Raw genomic sequence first — 17,335 nt, 5'->3', positions numbered from 1 at the left:
CCGGTCCGGGCTGGGCTAGATTCGGGCAGCGCCGATAACGGAACTCGTCGGTGACGTCACACCCGGTACACATCTGGAGCAGTGCACATGCGCGACCTCGGCCTCGCTCCCCCCAGTGTCACACCCATGATCGGCGGGCTCGCCGACAGCGTCTTCGAGACGGCCGCCGTCAACCCCACCTTGCCGATGCTCGCGCGCCGTCCCGACCCCTCCTCCAGCGCATGGGAGGAGGTGACGGCCGTGGAACTGCGCGACGAAGTGGCCGATCTGGCCAAGGGGCTGGTCGCGTCCGGCATCTCACCGGGACACCGCGTGGCCATCATGGCGCGCACCCGGTACGAGTGGACGGTCTTCAGCTACGCGCTGTGGACGGTGGGCGCCGAGGTGGTCCCGATCTATCCGACGGCCTCGCGCGACCAGGTCGAGTGGATCCTGCGGGACGCCGAGTGCGTGGGTGTGGTGGTCGAGGACGAGCAGGCCGTCATGACGGTCGGCTCCGTGTGCGGATCGCTGCCGCGGCTGCGCCACGTCTGGCAGCTGGACGCGGGAGGGCTCGGGCAGCTCGTGGAGCGCGGCGAGTTCGTCCCGCTCACCACGGTCGAGTCGCTGCGCCGCATCGTGCTGCCGGACTCCACCTCGGTGGTCGCCTACACGTCCGGCACGACGGGGCGGCCCCTGGGCTGCGCGCTCAGTCACCGCAATCTGGCGAGCCCCTGCGACACCCTGCTCGCGGGCTGGGGCCACAAGGTGGTGCCCCCGGGAGGCCAGGCGTCCGTCCTCGCCTTCCTGCCGTTCTCCCATGTGTACGGGCTGCTGCTCCAGACCCTGTGCATCCGCGGCGGCATGATGATGGGGCACGAACCCGACCTGCGCGAGGAGGCGCTGTCGGCCGCCCTGCGCACCTTCAGGCCGACCTATTTCTGTGCGGTGCCGTCGATCTTCGAGAAGATCTACAAGAACGCGCTGCGGGTGGCCCAGCAGGCGGGCCGGGGCGCCCTGTTCGAGCGGGCCGCCGACACCGCGCGGGACTTCGCGGCGGCTCTGGAACGGCAGCGGCTGGGCGGCGGTCCGGGGCCCGGTTTCGATCTGCGGCTGCAACACGCCCTGTACGAGCGGACGGTGTACCGCAAGTTCCGCACCGCGCTGGGCGGCCGGGTGATGCTGGGGACGTCCGGCGGCTCCTCCCTGAACCGCGAGCTGTCCCTCTTCTACGAGGGTGTCGGCATCTACGTGAACGACGGGTACGGGCTCACCGAGACCAGCGGCGGGGTCACCGCACAGCCGCTAGGCCGGGAGATGTCGGGGACGGTGGGGCAGGCGCTGCCGGGCATGGACATCCGGGTCGCCGACGACGGGGAGATCCTGGTGCGCGGCCCCTCGGTGTTCCAGGGCTATGTCAACGACGACGCCTCGACGCGGGCCGCGCTGCGCGGCGGCTGGCTGGCGACCGGGGATCTGGGACGGCTGGACTCCGAGGGCTATCTGACGATCACGGGGCGCAAGAAGGACGTCATCGTCACGAGCAGCGGCAAGAGCGTCTCGCCGGCCCTGCTGGAGCAGCGGCTGAGGATGCATCCGCTGGTCCACCAGGCGGTGGTCGTGGGCGACAACCGGCCGTGTGTGGGGGCCCTGATCACCCTGGACCCCGACTTCCTGGCCTACTGGCGCGACTCCCTCGCGGTGCGCAGCGACGCGCGGATCCGGGAGGCGCGCGAGGAGAACGCGCTGCGGGAGGAGGTCGCCCGGGCCGTGGCCGCCGCCAACAGCGCGGTGTCGCGACCGGAGTCGATCCGGGTGTTCCGGGTGCTGGCGCAGCCGTTCGACGTGGCCAGCGGTCTGCTGACGCCGTCGATGAAGCTGCGGCGGGACGCGATCGTGCGGCACTACGCGCTCCAGATCGAGGCGATGTACCAGGCCCGCTCGCGGGCGCCACGGGAGCAGCTGGCGGACGAGTTCGCGCACTGGGACGACGCGGACAACGTCTTCGGCTGAGCGCCGCTATTCGCCGGTCGTCAGGCGCACGACGTTCGACCGCTCCCCGAGGACGAAGGCGCGGACGCGGTAGGCGGCGTGCCGTTCCTCGGGCAGCGGGACGAAGTCGGTGGCCTCGGTGTCCGGACCGAGGACGGCGACGGGGTCGTAGGCCTTGCCGCCCTTCTTGCGGATCTCCAGGAGGTATCCGTCCTCGGCTGATGAGTCGTCGGTCCAGGTGAGGCGGATGCCGTCCGGCCGCTCGGTCAGGTGCGGCCGGGCGGTGGGGCCCCGGTAGGAGGTCAGCCGGTAGTGGAAGGTGGTGTGGGGCATCAGGTCGGGGTGGCGGTAGCCGGTCACCTGCGGCGCGAGGTACTGCAAGGCCGTGTACGGACCCTTCTCGTCGGTCGCGAACTCCAGGACGTGGCCCGCGATCCCGGGGCGCTCGTCACGCCAGGTCAGGTGGATGTCGACGGGCGTGGTGAGGGCACCCCGCAGCGGCTGTTCCGGGTCGGCGGAGCAGGCCGGCAGCGCCAGGATGAGCGCTGCCGACGCTGCGATGCGCGCTTTTCCTCGCATCCGGCGTCCGCTACTTGCGCCAGAAGCGGATGTTGCTCCACTCCACGGTGGCCGTCCCGTTGCCGCTGTTGGTGCGGTAGGCGCCGAACTTGTCGTAGAAGCTGCCGCCGGGGCTGGCGTAGGTGTGCTTGAGCGAGCCGTTGATGTAGGTGCGGTGCTCGGAGCCGACCTGGTGGACGGTGTTGACGCGGACGGTCGCGCCGACGGTTCCGGCGTTGGAGAGCGTGGTGCCGCCGTGCACGGCGTAGAGCCTGCCGCCGCGTTCGACGGCGAGCATGAAGTACGGGCCGGAGCCCGACTCGTGGAAGGTCTGCTTGAGGCTGATCCGGGTGCCGCTGAGGCTGGTGATGCGGAAGTAGCCTTCGAACTGGCGCGTTCCGCCGGTGTAGGTGGCATAGCGGCGTTCAGCCCGCTGGTCGCCGCTGGCCGTGGAACAGGTGAGCCGGAAGGTCAGGCCGTCGATCTGGCCGCAGCCCCGCTCCTGCTCGGTGAAGCTGGGTGACACCGACTGCCAGCCGCCGGGCTCGACTTCGGCGAAGGCGTGCGGGGCGGCGAGCAACGAGGTGGCGCACAGCGCCGTGGTGACGGTGAAGGTGCGCAGGCGTGGGAGCATCCTGCCTCCTGTCTGCTGTGGGGGGTGGGACCGCATCCCGAGTTGGTCACGTACATGAACTGTGGTCCCTCATATGGATGAGCGCTTCGGACGTTAGGTTCAGACCAATCACCCGTCAAGAGATCCTGCGGACATGTCTTTCACTTCCGAACCGGTGTGCCCCGGCGCAGGTTGGGGCAGGGTGGCACTCGACGGGTTCATCTGCCTGCCGCACCCGGCTGGCGGAACGACCGGTGGCGCGGTGGGATCGAGGCGTGCGAAGCCGCGATTCAGGGGCAGGCGAACGTCGTCGAGGCAGACCGCCTGGAGCCGCAGAAGGGATGATCACCGTGACACGACCCAGGATCCTGGTGGTTGGCGCAGGCTTCGCCGGAGTTGGATGCGTTCGCCGTCTGGAACGCAAACTCTCCGCCGACGAAGCCGAGATCACCTTGGTGACGCCGTCCTCCTACCAGCTCTATCTGCCGCTGCTGCCCCAGGTCGCCTCCGGCGTCCTCACCCCCCAGTCCATCGCCGTCTCACTGCGCCGCAGCCGCCGGTACCGCACCCGGATCATCCCGGGCGGTGCCATCGGCGTGGACCTCGCCGCCAAGGTCTGCGTCGTGCGGACCATCACCGACAAGGTCGTCAACGAGCCGTACGACTACATCGTGCTGGCCCCCGGCAGCATCACCCGCACCTTCGACATCCCGGGGCTGACGGACAACGCCTACGGCATGAAGACCCTCGCGGAGGCCGCCTACCTGCGCGACCACGTCATCTCCCAGCTGGACCTGGCCGACGCCAGCCAGGACCCGGACGAGCGGGCGGCACGGCTGCAGTTCGTGGTGGTGGGCGGCGGCTACGCCGGCACGGAGACCGCCGCGTGCCTGCAGATGCTGACCCACAACGCGGTCAAGCGCTATCCGCGGCTCGACCCGCGCCTGATCAAGTGGCATCTGATCGACATCGCGCCGCGGCTGATGCCCGAACTCGGGGAGAAACTCGGCAACGACGCCCAGAAGATCCTGCGCAAGCGCGGTGTCGAGATCTCCCTGGGCGTGTCCATCGCCAAGGCCGGCCCCGACGAGGTCACCTTCACCGACGGCCGGGTGGTGCCCACCCGCACGCTGATCTGGACGGCCGGAGTGGTCGCCAGCCCGCTGATCGGCACGCTCGGCGCGGAGACGGTGCGGGGCCGGCTCGCGGTGACGGCCGAGATGAACCTGCCCGGGCACGACGGTGTCTTCGCGCTCGGCGACGCCGCCGCGGTGCCCGACGAGGCCAAGGACGAGGAGGGCGCCGTCTGCCCGCCCACCGCCCAGCACGCGATGCGCCAGGGCAAGGTCGTGGCCGACAACGTCATCGCCGCACTGCGGGGGCAGCCGATGCGGCCGTACCGGCACAAGGACCTCGGCCTGGTCGTCGACCTCGGCGGTCGCGACGCCGTCTCCAAGCCGCTCGGCGTCGAGCTCAAGGGCCTGCCCGCGATGGTTGTCGCCCGCGGCTACCACTGGTCGGCGCTGCGCACCAACGTCGCCAAGACCCGTGTGATGACGAACTGGCTGCTCAACGCCATCGCCGGCGACGACTTCGTGCGCACCGGATTCCAGTCCCGCAGCCCGGCGAAGCTGAAGGACTTCGAGTTCGTCCACGCGTATCTGACGCCGGAGCAGCTCCGCGCGCAGATCGGCGCGGGCGGGGACGGATGAGGGAAGGTGACGGCCTCGGCCGGGCCGGGGTCCGCGGCGTGAACGCGAAGAGAGCGGGAGCGAGTACGGCGGCGTGAAGGTGGCGGGAGGCCCGGACCGGGCGCGGCTGCGCGACCGGGTCGCGGCGTCGGACCCCGGGCTGCTGCGGCTGACGGCGGGGCTGCGCACGACCGGCTCGATCGCCCTGGCCGTCGCCGTGCTCGCCCTGCTGGACACCGACGTGCCCCATCTGGTCGCGGGGGCGCTGGCCGCGATGGTCTCCACCTTCGCCATCCGGGAGAAGGAGCGCGGGCAGCAGGCGATCACGCTCGCCCTGGGCCTTCCGTCGGCACTGGCGTCCATGGCCCTGGCGGCCGCCCTGCACAGCAACCTGCTGGCCGGCGACCTGGTCTTCGTCGCGCTCATCTTCTGCGCCGTCTACGGCCGGCGGTTCGGCGACCGCGGCACGGCGCTCGGTCTGATCGGCTTCCAGATCTACTTCGTGTCCCTCTTCGTCGGCGCCACCGTCGGCGATCTGCCCGAGCTGTGCTCGGCGGTCGCCGTGGCCTTCGGGTGCAGCGCGCTGGTGCGCTTCGTGCTCGTCCCCGAGACGCCGACGGGTGTGCTCCAGCGGCTGCGGGAGGCCTTCCGCGCCCGGCTGGCCCAGCTGCTGACCGCTCAGCTCGACCTGCTCGACGCCGGCCCGCAGGAGGCCGACCGGGCCCTGGAGCATGTCCGTGAGGGCACCGCGCGCCTGCACGAGACGGCGCTGCTGATCCAGGGCCGGCTGGAGGCCGGGACCGCCGACGAGGCCGTGGCCAGGCTCGTCCAACGCCGGGTCGCGGACGCCGAGATCGCCGCCGAGCGCCTTGGGCTGTCGCTGCTGCGCGCCCGCGGCGCCGAGCGGGTGGACACGCTGGCCCTGCATCTGCCGGGCGCGCCCGTGCCCTCCGGCGGGCGGCAGCCCGTGCGGGACGCGGCGACCGAGACGCTACGGCGTGACCTCGCCGCGCTGCGCCTGCTGGTCCTGCTTCCGGTCGACCAGGCCACCGGCTCCTCGGTGGCCCAGCTGCGCAACCGGCTCCTCGGCTACCGCGACGAGGAGAACCTGCCCGCCGCCTCGCCGGCCGTGCAGGACGTGTTCCGGGCCATCGGCGAGGCCGCGCGCGCCGTGCTCGGGCTGCGCATCGCGCTCGGCGGGGCCCAGGACGAGTCGGACGACTCCCCCGCCACGGCCCGCTCCCGTGAGGAGCTGGACGCGGAGGACGCCGTGCTCGACGCCGAGGACGAGGCCCCCGCCGAGGAGCCGACGGGACTGCGCCGGCCCACCACCCGTGCCGCCGTCCAGGTCGCCGTCGGCTCGACGCTGGCCATCGTCGGAGGCGAGCTGCTGTCCCGGGACCGCTGGTACTGGGCGGTGCTGACCTGCTGGATCGTGTTCCTCAACACCGCCTCCACGGGCGAGATCCTAATCAAGGGCTATCGCCGGCTGCTGGGCACCGTGCTCGGCGTGCTGGCCGGCATCGTGCTGGCGGGCGCCGTCGGGCACCACACCTGGACGGCGTTCGCGCTGGTGCTGGTGTTCGTCTTCGCGATGTTCTACTCGGCACCGCTGTCCTACACGCTGTCGTCGTTCTTCGTCACCGCGGCGCTGGGACTGCTCTACACCCTGTTGCACACCTACAGCCTCTCGGTGCTCCTGCTGCGCATCCAGGAGACCGCGCTCGGCGCGGCCTGCGGAGTGATCGCGGCGGCCTTCGTGCTGCCGGTGCAGACGGACCGGCGTACCAACGAACTCCTCGCCACCGTGCTGGAACGCCTCCGTGACGTCACCCGCAGCGCCGTCGACCAGCTCAGCGGCGGGCCGCCCGTCGAACTGCTCGACGAGGCGCGCGATCTGGACCAGGCGCTGGCCGACCTGCGGGCCGCCGTCCAGCCACTGACGCACCCGGTGACACCGCTGCGGGCCCGGCGGGAGACCGCCCGCTATGTCGTGGCCCTGCTGGAGACGTGCGCCTACCACGCCCGGTCGCTGGCGGCCACCGCCGAACTGCTGCCCACCCATCCCTCGATCGCGGCGGACCCCCGGCTGCGCCGGGCCGCGGGGCGCATCGCGCACAACCTCGACGCGATCATCGCGCACGTCACCGACGAGCACGCCAAGGACGAGATCGAGACCGGCCCGAGCATCGCCTCCCTGCTGGGACCGGCCGGTCCCGGCGCCCCGCGCTACGGCCGGGTCACCGATCGTGTCCTGCGGCATCTGCAACGCCTCGACGAGGGGGTGACCGGTCTGGCCCGCCCGCTGGGCGTGCCGGTGAAGGCACCGGAGAGATGACCGCACGTCGGCGCGATATCTGGGTAGGCGGATCTCATGACCGATGTCGTGGACTCAGACGAACTGCTGCGGCGGATGCAGCGCGCCAGGGCCAGTGCCCGGCAGGAGGAGCGGACGTGGCGGGCACGGAGCGAGACGCTGCGGTCGACCGACCCCGAGGCGGCCCGTGACGCCGCCGTGCGGACGCTGGCGTACGAGACCGTGCTCACGGTGCTGGACGAGATCCTGACCCCGGGCAGACACTCCGACCAGCGCTGAAACCTGCTGCGGAGTGAAACCGGTCACGTACCTCGCCCCCGGTTACGCGAAATCCTCCCAGATGGTTTACGGTTCATCCATACGTGGTCATGGGGTAGACCGAAGCAGTCCCCCTGAACCACCACAAACGGCCCTGGCTGGCCTCCCCCGTCCAGCCAGGGCTTCTTAATGCCCTCGTCGGCCCCTGGAAGGGGCTCCGGCCGAAATCGTGCTCCGCCGAGGTGCTCAGGACGGCGGCAGCGGCTGAAATGGACGCAGGGAACGCACCGGAACCTCCGTCGTCGGCGAGGAGCCCCGTGTCATGACCAAAGCGATCAAACTGCTCACCGCCCTTCCGCCGCCTCAACGCGAGCACCTGATGTCACTCGCCCGCGAGGTCTCCTTCCCGGAGGACGCCCGGATCTTCGAGGCGGGCGGCACGGCCGACCGCTTCTGGGTCATCCGCTCGGGCGCCGTCTCCCTCGACCAGCGTGTGTCGTCCCTGCACCGGGTCACCGTCGCCAGCCTCGGCGCGGGCGACCTGCTCGGCTGGTCCTGGCTGTTCCCGCCGTACCAGTGGGACTTCGGCGCGGAGGCCTTCAGCCCGGTGCGCGCCTACGAGTTCGACGCGGCGGCGGTGCTGCGGCTGTGCGAGGAGGATCCGCGGCTCGGGATGACGCTGGTGCGGCATGTCGCCGAAATCCTCGCGCACCGGCTGGAGATGACCAGAGGCAAGCTGATGGAGCAGTACGGGCAGCGCCGGCGCAGTGCGCTCTGAGCGTCAGACGCGGTAGCGGCGCAGCGCGGGGACGGCGACGGCCAGGCCCAGCATGAGCACGACGACCAGCACGCCGCCGCCCACGGTCGCGGTGCGCGCGCCGAAGGCCGAGCCCGCCGTGCCGTGCAGCACGTCGGCCAGGCGCGGACCGCCCGCGACGACGACCGTGAAGACGCCCTGCATCCGCCCGCGCATCTCGTCACTGGCCGCGGACAGCAGGATCGCCCCGCGGAAGACCATCGAGACCATGTCGGCGACCCCCGCGAGGGCCAGGAACGCCACCGCGAGCCACAGGCTGCCGCTCAGCCCGAAACCGGTGATGGCCGCGCCCCAGGCGACGACCGCCCCGATCACCATCCAGCCGTGCCGGCGGGCCCGGGAGAACGTGCCGGAGAACAGCCCGCCGGCCACCGCGCCGATCGGGATCGCCGCGAACAGCAGGCCGAGGGCCAGCCCTTCGCCGTACGACGCGTAGGTCTCGCCGGCCAGCTGCGGGAACAGGGCGCGGGGCATGCCGAAGACCATCGCGATGATGTCGGCCAGGAAGGACAGCAACAGCACCTTGTGCAGGGCGATGTAGCGAAAGCCCTCCGCGATCTCCCGCACGCCCGCGCGGCGTTGGACGGTGGCCGCCAGGGGCGGCAGCGCGGGCAGCCGCAGGACCGCCCAGACCGTGACGCACAGGGCCAGCGCGTCGATGAGGTACAGCTCCGCCAGGCCGATGACCGGGATGAGCACGCCCGCCAGCAGCGGGCCCATCACCTGGCCGATCTGCATCACGGTGGAGCCGAGGGCGTTGGCCGCGGGCAGTTCGCCGGCCGGCACGAGGCGGGCGATGGAGGCGTTGCGGGCCGGGGCGTTGATCCCCCAGAACGCCTGCTGCAGGGCGAGCAGCACCATCAGCACGGCCACCGATTCGAGGCCGGTGACGGCCTGGAGCCAGAACAGCAGCGAGGTCACGGCGATGCCGCTGTTGGTGATCAGCAGCAGCTTGCGGCGGTCCATGCTGTCGGCGATGGCGCCGCCCCACAGCGCGAACACCGCCAGCGGCAGCAGTCCGGCGAGGCTCGCGGCGCCGACCCAGGCCGAGGAGCCGGTGATGTCGTAGACCTGCTTGGGCACGGCGACCGCGGTGAGCTGGCTGCCGACGGCCGTGACGACGGTCGAGGACCACAGGCGGCGGTAGGCCGGGCGGCGCAGGGGCCGGGTGTCCATGGCCCAGCGGCGCCAGCCGCGCCGAGCGGGTATCGGGGCCTTGGCGCCGGCCGCCGACTGCTCTTCGGTACTGCTCTCGCTCGTGTCCACGGATGTCCTGGTTGCTCGTTACACCTATCGGGAACCAGAGATCACTATGGCACCACCGGTCAAGCATGTGGGACGCGCGGTCTCGGTTTTTGGACAGGGCGGGAGAGTCCCGCACCGGGCCGGCGCGGGTCAGGCGCCCGCGATCAGGCTGATGCCCAGCCCGATCATCGTCGCGGCGACCAGTGCGTCCAGCACGCGCCAGGCCTTCGGCTTCGCGAGAGGGCGGCTCAGCAGGCGCGCCCCGAAGCCGAGCGCGGCGAACCAGCACAGGCTGGCGCACGCGGCGCCGAGGCCGAACGTCCAGCGCAACGGGCCGCGGTCGGCGGCGACCGTGCCGAGCAGGAAGACGGTGTCGAGGTAGACGTGCGGGTTGAGCCAGGTCATGGCGAGGCAGGTCAGCACGGCTCGCCGTCGTGAGCCCGGCGCGTCGCCCTCGGTCACCAGGGCGCCGCCGGGCCTGAGGACCCGGCGGGCGGCGAGCGCGCCGTAGCAGAGCAGGAACGCCCCGCCGATCCACGCGACCGCCGTGAGCACTCCGGGCCACGCCACGACCACCGCGCCGACGCCGGCCACGCCCAGGGTGATGAGGAGCGCGTCGGACAGCGCACAGATGCCGACGACGGCGAGGACCGCGTCCCGGCGGATCCCCTGGCGCAGGACGAAGGCGTTCTGGGCTCCGATGGCGACGATCAGGGTGAGGCCGGTGCCGAATCCGGCGACGGCGGTGGTCAAGGCACTTGTCATGCCATTGACGCTAGGGAGGCGATTTCCCTGCGTCCAGCTAAAGATTCTTACGTATCCTTAGCTGTCGTGAAGACCGAGCTGAACGAGCTGCCCCTCGACCAGGTCCGGACGCTGCTGGCGGTGGTGGACGAGGGCACCTTCGACGCGGCGGCCGCCGCCCTGCACGTAACGCCGTCGGCGGTGAGCCAGCGGGTGAAGGCGCTGGAGCGACGCACGGGACGCGTGCTGCTGGTGCGCACGAAGCCGGTGCGGGCCACCGAGTCGGGCCAGGTGGTCGTCCGGTTCGCCCGGCAGCTCGCCCGGCTGGAGCGCGACGCGCGGACCGAACTGGGGATGAGCGGCGCCGGGGAGGCGACGCGGGTGTCGATCGCGGTCAACGCCGACTCGCTGGCGACCTGGTTCCTGCCGGCTCTCACCCGGGTCCCCGAGGAGCCGCGGCTCTGCTTCGAGCTGCGCCGGGAGGACGAGAGCCGTACGGCCACGCTGCTGCGGGAGGGGCTGGTGATGGCGGCGGTGACCTCCTCGGCGGACCCGGTGGCGGGCTGTTCGATCGTTCCGCTGGGGCGGCTGCGCTACCGGGCGGCGGCGAGTCCGGAGTTCGCCGAGCGTCATCTGGGTGGCTCACTGCGGGAGGCGCTCGCGCACGCTCCGGTGATGACCTTCGACCGCGGCGACGATCTCCAGGACGCCTTCGTCCGCGCACTGCGGCACACCCGCACCGGCGCGAGCGCGGTACGGCACCACGTCCCCACCTCGGAGGGCTTCCTGGCGGCCGTGACCGCCGGACTGGGCTGGGGCCTGATCCCCGAGACCCAGGCGGAACCTCTCCTGCGGGAGGGCCGCCTCGTACCGCTCGCTCCGGACCGCCCGGTCGACGTCCCGCTGTACTGGCAGCAGTGGAAGCTGGACTCGCCCGCGCTGGCCGCGGTCACCGAGGCGGTCACGGCCACGGCGGCGCAGGCGCTGCGCGGCTGACACCTTCCGCCCACGGGGCGCTACCGCGCCGCCAGCTGGGCCGCGGCGCTGTCCAGCAGCATCTCCAGGGCCGTCGGGTAGGCGCTGTGCACCATCCGGGCGGCCAGCAGCGGGGCCGCCTCGGCGATCCGCGGATGGGTGCCGCTCGGGAGCCGGGCATAGGTCGAGCGCCACATCTCCTCGTCCGCGCGCAGCGCGTCGCTCGGCAGCGCCAGCGACGCCGCGTCGAGCGCCGCGAAGGCCAGCGTCTGGTCGATGAAGGCGTGGTAGATGCGCACGGTGTCCGACAGCGGGAAGCCGGCCCGGCGCAGGACGTCCAACACGGCCTCGTCGGCGGCGAGTTCGTTGGCGCGGCCGGTGACCCGGCTGGTGGTCAGCACGGCGGCCTGCGGATGGTCCAGGTACGCGGCGTGGATGCGCAGTCCGACGGCGCGCAGGTCCTCCCGCCACTCCCCCGTCGGCTCCCAGCCCTCAAGCGCCTGACCGATGAGCGCGTCGCCGATGGCGAGGGTCAGGTCGTCCATGCCGCGGAAGTACCGGTACAGCGTGCTGGGGTCGGCGTCGAGGGCGAGGCCCAGGCGGCGGGCGGTGAGACCGGCGCTGCCGTGCTCCCGCAGCATGCGCAGCGCCGTGTCGACTATCAGCCGTTCCGACAGCACGGTGCCACCGCGGGTGGGGCGACGCCTGCGCCGCTTTTCCTCCGGTACGACCGGTTTGGGCATCGCGTCTCCATTCTTATGCCAACGCCATTGACCTTACGTGAGGGGGCGGCGTTGTATCTGCGGCGGGGCCCCACCACGTCGTAGACCTTCAGTCGAGGGAGTCTTGTCATGCGTGTACTGCTTGTGGGCGCCGGCGGGGTCGGCACCGCCGTCACCCGGATCGCCGCCCGGCGTCCGTTCTTCGAGGCGATGGTCGTCGCCGACTACGACCTCGCGCGCGCCGAGGCGGCCGTGGCGGCGCTCGGCGGCGACGCCCGGTTCCGCGCCGAGCGCGTCGACGCGAGCGACGAGGCGGCGGTGGCCGCGCTGCTGGAGAAGCACGCGTGCGACGTGCTCCTCAACGCCACCGACCCGCGCTTCGTGATGCCGCTGTTCCAGGCCGCGCGCACGGCCGGGGCCACTTATGTCGACATGGCGATGTCGCTGTCGCGCCCGCATCCGCAGCGGCCGTACGAGGAGTGCGGGGTCAAGCTGGGCGACGCACAGTTCGAGCAGGCGGCGGACTGGGAGAAGGCGGGCGCGCTGGCGCTGGTCGGCATGGGCGTGGAGCCGGGGCTGTCGGACGTGTTCGCCCGGTACGCGGCCGACGAGCTGTTCGACGAGATCGAGGAGATCGGCGTCCGCGACGGCGCGAACCTCACCGTGGACGGCTATGACTTCGCCCCGTCCTTCAGCATCTGGACCACGATCGAGGAGTGCCTCAACCCGCCGGTGGTCTACGAGGCCGGGCGCGGCTGGTTCACCACGGAGCCCTTCAGCGAGCCGGAGGTGTTCGACTTCCCCGAGGGCATCGGCCCGGTCGAGTGCGTGAACGTGGAGCACGAGGAGGTGCTGCTGATGCCGCGCTGGGTCGACGCGCGCCGCGTGACCTTCAAGTACGGCCTGGGCGAGGAGTTCGTCAGCACCCTGAAGACGCTGCACCTGCTGGGCCTGGACGGCACCGAGCCGGTGACCGTGCCGAGCGCCGGCGGACCGGTGCGCGTCTCGCCCCGCGACGTCGTCGCCGCGTGCCTGCCGGACCCGGCGACCCTGGGCGAGCGGATGCACGGCAAGACCTGCGCGGGCACCTGGGTGCGGGGCGTGAAGGACGGGAAGCCGCGCGAGGTGTACCTGTACCACGTGGTCGACAACCAGTGGTCGATGGCGGAGTACGGCAGTCAGGCGGTGGTGTGGCAGACCGCGATCAACCCGGTCGTCGCCCTCGAACTCCTCGCCACCGGCGCCTGGTCGGGCGCGGGCGTGCTCGGGCCGGAGGCGTTCGAGGCCCGCCCCTTCCTGGATCTGCTGACCGCGTACGGCTCTCCGTGGGGCATGCGCGAACAGTGACCGGATCCGCCTGGGTCCGACGGGGTTTCACTTGCGCATCGACAGGCGACTCGAAAACGAGTAATGCATCCACCGAGGGCACGTACGACGATCGCAGGTGACTTTGATGGACGACTGGCGAGACCACGCCGCCTGCCGCCATGAGGACCCCGACCTCTTCTACCCGATCGGCACATCGGGTCCGACCGTGTTGCAGACCGAGCAGGCGAAGGCCGTCTGCCGGCGCTGCTCGGTCCGGGAGCAGTGTCTGCGCTGGGCGCTGGAGATGGACCAGTTCATCGGGATCTGGGGCGGCACGAGCGAGACCGAGCGAAGGGCGCTGCGGCAGCGCGCCGGATGACGCGGCCCCGCGCACGGCTCAGTCGGGCGCGGCGGCGGCCGGCAGCCGAAGCGTGAACACGGCACCGGCGCCCGGCTCGCTCGCCGCCTCGGCCGTGCCGCCGTGCGCGGCGAGAAGGTGCCGCACGATCGGCAGGCCGAGCCCGCTGCCTCCGGTACGCCGGCTGCGGGACTTCTCCGCACGCCAGAACCGGTCGAACACGTGCGGCAGATCCTCGGGGGCGATACCGCTTCCCGAGTCGGTGACGTCGAGGACGACGTCGTCGCCGTCGCGCCGGGCGGCGAGCGTCACGGTGCCGCCGGACGGTGTGTGGCGCAGGGCGTTGGAGACGAGGTTGCCGAGCGCCTGCCGCATCCGCACGGGGTCGGCGTCGAGCCAGGGCGTGCCGGTGGCCGTGGTGCGCAGGGTGACGCCGGCCGTGTCGGCGGCGACGCGGTGGGCGGCGGCGACCTGGCCCAGGAGTTCGTCGGCAGGCACGGGCTCGCGGTGCAGACGCAGGGTGCCGGCGTCGGCGGCGGCGAGGTCCTGGAGGTCGTCGATGACGCGCTGGAGGACGAGGGCCTCCTCGTGCAGGGAGGCGAGCAGGGCGGGATCCGGGTCGACGACGCCGTCGCGGGTGATTTCCAGCCAGCCGCGGATGTTGGTGAGCGGGGTGCGCAGTTCGTGGGCGACGTCGCTGACCATCGCCTTGCGCTGCGTCTCCAGCTTCTCCCGGCGCTCCGCGAGTTCGTTGAAGGCCGCGGCGAGGATGCCGGTCTCGTCCCGGGTGGTGACGGGAACGCGTACATGCAGTTGGGGCGGCTGTTGGGCGGCCGCGGTCAGCGCCCTCAGCGGCCGGACGAGGCGGGTGGCGACCACGGCGGTCACGGCCACGGTGACGGCCAGGACGAGTCCGGCGACGCCGACGACCTTGGCCTTGTTGGCCGGGGACATGTCGAAGCGGACGGCGGTCGGGTCCCCGCCGCCCAGGAACAGCTCGGCGACAGGGGCGACGTACGGGTCGAGCTGGGCGCGGCGTGCCTTGTCGACGCAACTGTCCGCCTCCCGCCGGGCCGTACGGTCGTCGGCCCCCTGGGTCTTCCCCAGGAGATAGCGGGCGCCGAGCCGTTTCTCCGTCACGTCGACGGTGACGAACGGCTGCGAACCGGGGTTCAGTCCGCGCAGGTCGAGGCACTTCCGGGCGCGCTCGGACAGGTCGGCCAAGGCCTTGTTCTCGGTCGGTGTCGCGGTGTTGAGCAGGCCGTCGGCGCACTCGTCGGGGACGACCCCGCCCGCGACGGGGCCGTCGTGGTCGGTGACGACCGGCCGGCCGCTGGGCGTCTGGACGACGACGGCCTCGTAGCCGTTGCGGGCGAAGCACCGCTGCCGGGTATCGGCGAGCTTCTCCAGCTTGGCCCGCTCCTCGTCGGTCACCCGGTACGGTCCCACGACCCGGGGGTCGACGCCGCCGCGCTGCGCTCCGCGTTCCGTGTAGGTGTCGATGTGCAGGGGGTCGACGGTGGCGGCGGCGCGCGGCGGCAGGGAGGTGCCGGCCGGGGCGGAGTCGGCGATCGTCCTGCGGTCGGTGGTGGTGAGGGCGATACGGCGGCCGGTTCGCGCGGACAGCTCGCGCACCGTGTTCTCGACGCCGGTCCAGTCCGCGTGGGTCGCGGCGTACCCGCTGAGCCGGGCGAGGACGTCCATGTCCTCGGCGAGGACCTGGCCCTGTTCCGCCCGCAGTGCCCGGGTGGTGGTCTCCACCGCCAGCCAGGCGGTCGCCGCCACCGAGCAGATGGCGATCAGCACGGAGGCGATCAGCAGCCGGACCAGAAGACGCTTGCGCACCGGTATCCGCGGGCTCATCCGCGGCCGCCGCTGAGCTTGTAGCCGACGCCGAACACGGTCAGCAGCCGCGCCGGCCGCCGCGGATCGGCCTCGATCTTCCTGCGCAGGTTCATGATGTGCACGTCCACGGCCCGCTCGGTGGAGGCCCGGTCGGTGCCCCGGGTGCACTCCAGCAACTGCCGCCGGGAGAAGACCCGTTCGGGTTCGGCGACCATGGCGAGCAGGATCTCGAACTCGGCCGGCGTGCACTCCACCGCGGCCCCGTCGCACCGCACCTCGTGCCGTACGGGGTCGACGGCGATCCCGGCCGCCCGCAGGACGGGTTCCTCGCGCCGCCCGGCGGACCGGCCGCTGCGCCGCAGCACCGTGCGGATGCGGGCCATCAGCTCGCGCGGGCTGTACGGCTTGGTCATGTAGTCGTCGGCGCCGAGTTCGAGGCCGAGCAGTACGTCGTCCTCCGTGGAGCGGGCCGTCAGCATCAGCACGGGGATGTCCGGCTCCTCGGGGTTCCGGCGCAGCACCCGGCACACCCCGAAGCCGTCGATCACCGGGAGCATCAGGTCCAGGACGACCAGGTCGGGCCGTTGCCGCCGGACCGCGTCGAGGGCGGCCGACCCGTCGTGGACGACGGTGGCGGTGTGGCCCTCCGCCAGCAGGGAGCGGCGTATGAGTTCGGCCTGCATCTCGTCGTCCTCGGCGACCAGCACATGTGCGCACACCCGGCGGATCCTAAGCGGTCGGTGGGTTTTCAGCGGGCGAGCGACTTGGCGTCGCCCATGACGACGACGGGATGCAGGTCGGGGTCCAGCGCCAGCAGCAGTTCCCTCATGTGCTCGCGCGCGATGCTGACGCAGCCCTGTGTCGGGCCGTCGTGGTCGACGTGCAGCCATATGCCGCCGCCCCGGCTCGCACCGAGCGGGCGGGTCCAGTCGAGGGGTGAGGTGCCGGGCTCGCGGTTGTAGTTGATGGCGATCACGTAGTCGAAGGAGCCGGCGAGGGGCTCGCCCTCGAAGCCGGCGCCGGTGGCGGTGAACCCGACGCCGTGGTCGTACGGCAGCCTGGTCCCGGGGTCGCGGAGCAGGCCCCCGGCGTCGGTGAGGGTGAAGACGCCGACGGGTGAGCGCAGATCGCCGGCGCGGTGGTGGTCGGTCCAGCCGCGCAGGGCGTTGTGGGCGGGCCACTCGGCGCCCGCCTCCCAGCCGATGTCGCTGCGCTCGTACAGGACGACCGTGGACTGCGAGGAGTTCCTGCCGCGTCCGGTCACGACAACGGCCTGCCGCGCCTCGGAGGGCACCTTCGCCCAGGTCCCGGGGCCCAGACCGGGCAGTTGCTGCGGGGCCACCTCGAGCGCGATGTCGGGCATGGGCGAGCCGGTCGTGGTCCTGGCGGGCGCCGGCTCACGGTCCGGTGTCGCGGCGGCACCGCCGCCACAGCCGGTGAGCAGCAGGGAGGCGGCCAGCAGTGCGACACGGGGCTTGTGCGTGATCATGCGTCGACCTTGGCGGAGACTTGTGAGGAACTCGTCAGGTCCCCCAGAAAGGCCCGGCCATGACCGTGCGCATCCGTCGCGTCTACGAAGCACCCGAGCCCGAGGACGGTGTGCGCGTCCTGGTGGACCGGCTGTGGCCGCGCGGTCTGTCGAAGGACGCGGCCCGCGTGGACGAGTGGCCCAAGGGGCTCACCCCGTCGACCGAGCTGCGGCGCTGGTATCACGCGGGCGGGAGCTCGTACGAGGAGTTCGCGCGCCGCTACGAGGCGGAGCTGGCCGAGCCCGAGGCGGCCGAACTCCTGGACCGGCTGAGGGAGTTGACGAGCAAGGGCGACGTGACGCTGCTGACCGCGTCGAAGTCGCCCGAGGAGAGCCACGCCGCCGTGCTGGCCCGCCTCCTCGAAGCCTGAGGAGACGGGCCGTA

At 72.1% G+C, this 17,335-nt stretch carries 17 protein-coding genes; 9 read left to right on the top strand and 8 right to left on the bottom strand.

Features of this window, described 5'->3' with window-relative positions; all coding sequences use genetic code 11:
- Nucleotides 1-87 precede the first annotated feature (87 nt).
- Nucleotides 88-1,992: an AMP-dependent synthetase/ligase gene (locus ACIRD7_RS15940; protein WP_403453422.1), complete on the top strand. Its 1,905-nt coding sequence runs from the start codon at nt 88-90 to the stop codon at nt 1,990-1,992.
- A gap of 6 nt (nt 1,993-1,998) precedes the next feature.
- Here ACIRD7_RS15940 and ACIRD7_RS15935 read toward each other — a convergent pair whose 3' ends face one another.
- Together ACIRD7_RS15935 and ACIRD7_RS15930 are read right to left on the bottom strand one after the other, a co-directional pair.
- Nucleotides 1,999-2,550: a hypothetical protein gene (locus tag ACIRD7_RS15935; RefSeq protein ID WP_403453421.1), complete on the bottom strand. Its 552-nt coding sequence runs from the start codon at nt 2,548-2,550 to the stop codon at nt 1,999-2,001.
- 10 nt (nt 2,551-2,560) lie between these two features.
- A complete protein-coding gene (locus tag ACIRD7_RS15930) occupies nt 2,561-3,163 on the bottom strand; it encodes a hypothetical protein (protein WP_403453420.1) in 603 nt (200 codons plus the stop codon).
- A 320-nt stretch (nt 3,164-3,483) separates the two neighbouring features.
- Here ACIRD7_RS15930 and ACIRD7_RS15925 point away from each other — a divergent pair, with 320 nt between their 5' ends.
- The 4 genes from ACIRD7_RS15925 to ACIRD7_RS15910 all read left to right on the top strand — a co-directional run bounded on the left by ACIRD7_RS15925 (nt 3,484) and on the right by ACIRD7_RS15910 (nt 8,186).
- Complete coding sequence (locus ACIRD7_RS15925) at nt 3,484-4,854, top strand: NAD(P)/FAD-dependent oxidoreductase (protein WP_403453419.1); 1,371 nt, start codon at nt 3,484-3,486, stop codon at nt 4,852-4,854.
- 73 nt (nt 4,855-4,927) lie between these two features.
- The gene (locus tag ACIRD7_RS15920) at nt 4,928-7,171 is read left to right on the top strand and encodes an FUSC family protein (RefSeq protein WP_403453418.1); all 2,244 of its coding nucleotides are present in this window, start codon (nt 4,928-4,930) and stop codon (nt 7,169-7,171) included.
- 36 nt (nt 7,172-7,207) lie between these two features.
- Nucleotides 7,208-7,429: a hypothetical protein gene (locus tag ACIRD7_RS15915; protein ID WP_403453417.1), complete on the top strand. Its 222-nt coding sequence runs from the start codon at nt 7,208-7,210 to the stop codon at nt 7,427-7,429.
- A gap of 301 nt (nt 7,430-7,730) precedes the next feature.
- Nucleotides 7,731-8,186: a cyclic nucleotide-binding domain-containing protein gene (locus ACIRD7_RS15910; protein ID WP_403453416.1), complete on the top strand. Its 456-nt coding sequence runs from the start codon at nt 7,731-7,733 to the stop codon at nt 8,184-8,186.
- Nucleotides 8,187-8,189: 3 nt separating this feature from the next.
- Here ACIRD7_RS15910 and ACIRD7_RS15905 read toward each other — a convergent pair whose 3' ends face one another.
- Nucleotides 8,190-9,491, bottom strand: a complete 1,302-nt coding sequence (locus ACIRD7_RS15905) for an MFS transporter (protein WP_403453415.1) — start codon at nt 9,489-9,491, stop codon at nt 8,190-8,192.
- Nucleotides 9,492-9,620: 129 nt separating this feature from the next.
- Nucleotides 9,621-10,235, bottom strand: coding sequence for a LysE/ArgO family amino acid transporter (locus tag ACIRD7_RS15900; RefSeq protein ID WP_403453414.1), 615 nt, complete (start codon nt 10,233-10,235; stop codon nt 9,621-9,623).
- Between the two features lie 66 nt (nt 10,236-10,301).
- On the opposite strand from ACIRD7_RS15900, the gene ACIRD7_RS15895 reads away from it, so the two are divergent.
- Nucleotides 10,302-11,210 (top strand): LysR family transcriptional regulator ArgP, encoded by a 909-nt coding sequence (locus tag ACIRD7_RS15895; protein ID WP_403453413.1) that lies wholly within the window; start codon nt 10,302-10,304, stop codon nt 11,208-11,210.
- Between the two features lie 20 nt (nt 11,211-11,230).
- Here ACIRD7_RS15895 and ACIRD7_RS15890 read toward each other — a convergent pair whose 3' ends face one another.
- On the bottom strand, nt 11,231-11,932 hold the full coding sequence (locus tag ACIRD7_RS15890) for a TetR/AcrR family transcriptional regulator (RefSeq protein ID WP_403453412.1): 702 nt from the start codon (nt 11,930-11,932) through the stop codon (nt 11,231-11,233).
- A gap of 108 nt (nt 11,933-12,040) precedes the next feature.
- Between ACIRD7_RS15890 and ACIRD7_RS15885 the strand changes: the two genes are divergently transcribed.
- Both ACIRD7_RS15885 and ACIRD7_RS15880 read left to right on the top strand, forming a co-directional pair.
- A complete protein-coding gene (locus ACIRD7_RS15885; protein WP_403453411.1) occupies nt 12,041-13,258 on the top strand; it encodes a saccharopine dehydrogenase family protein in 1,218 nt (405 codons plus the stop codon).
- Nucleotides 13,259-13,364: 106 nt separating this feature from the next.
- Entirely contained in the window at nt 13,365-13,598 is a 234-nt protein-coding gene (locus tag ACIRD7_RS15880; RefSeq protein WP_403453410.1) for a WhiB family transcriptional regulator, read from the top strand.
- An 18-nt stretch (nt 13,599-13,616) separates the two neighbouring features.
- Here ACIRD7_RS15880 and ACIRD7_RS15875 read toward each other — a convergent pair whose 3' ends face one another.
- Genes ACIRD7_RS15875 through ACIRD7_RS15865 form a run of 3 tightly spaced genes read right to left on the bottom strand, consistent with a single transcriptional unit; the run spans nt 13,617 to nt 16,911 of the window.
- Entirely contained in the window at nt 13,617-15,440 is a 1,824-nt protein-coding gene (locus tag ACIRD7_RS15875) for a sensor histidine kinase (protein ID WP_403453409.1), read from the bottom strand.
- On the bottom strand, nt 15,437-16,141 hold the full coding sequence (locus ACIRD7_RS15870) for a response regulator transcription factor (protein ID WP_403453408.1): 705 nt from the start codon (nt 16,139-16,141) through the stop codon (nt 15,437-15,439). The genes ACIRD7_RS15875 and ACIRD7_RS15870 overlap by 4 nt, the downstream gene beginning before the upstream one ends.
- Before the next feature lie 29 nt (nt 16,142-16,170).
- On the bottom strand, nt 16,171-16,911 hold the full coding sequence (locus tag ACIRD7_RS15865) for a hypothetical protein (RefSeq protein ID WP_403453407.1): 741 nt from the start codon (nt 16,909-16,911) through the stop codon (nt 16,171-16,173).
- A 59-nt stretch (nt 16,912-16,970) separates the two neighbouring features.
- Between ACIRD7_RS15865 and ACIRD7_RS15860 the strand changes: the two genes are divergently transcribed.
- Nucleotides 16,971-17,321 carry a DUF488 domain-containing protein gene (locus tag ACIRD7_RS15860; protein WP_403453406.1) on the top strand — a complete coding sequence of 117 codons (351 nt, stop codon included), beginning with the start codon at nt 16,971-16,973 and terminating at the stop codon, nt 17,319-17,321.
- Nucleotides 17,322-17,335 lie beyond the last annotated feature (14 nt).

It is taken from the genome of Streptomyces sp. NPDC093568, from assembly GCF_044764945.1.
Classification (GTDB): Bacteria; Actinomycetota; Actinomycetes; order Streptomycetales; family Streptomycetaceae; genus Streptomyces.
The sequence above is the reverse complement of the archived record's forward strand: the minus strand, read 5'-3'. Positions and strand labels throughout refer to the sequence as shown.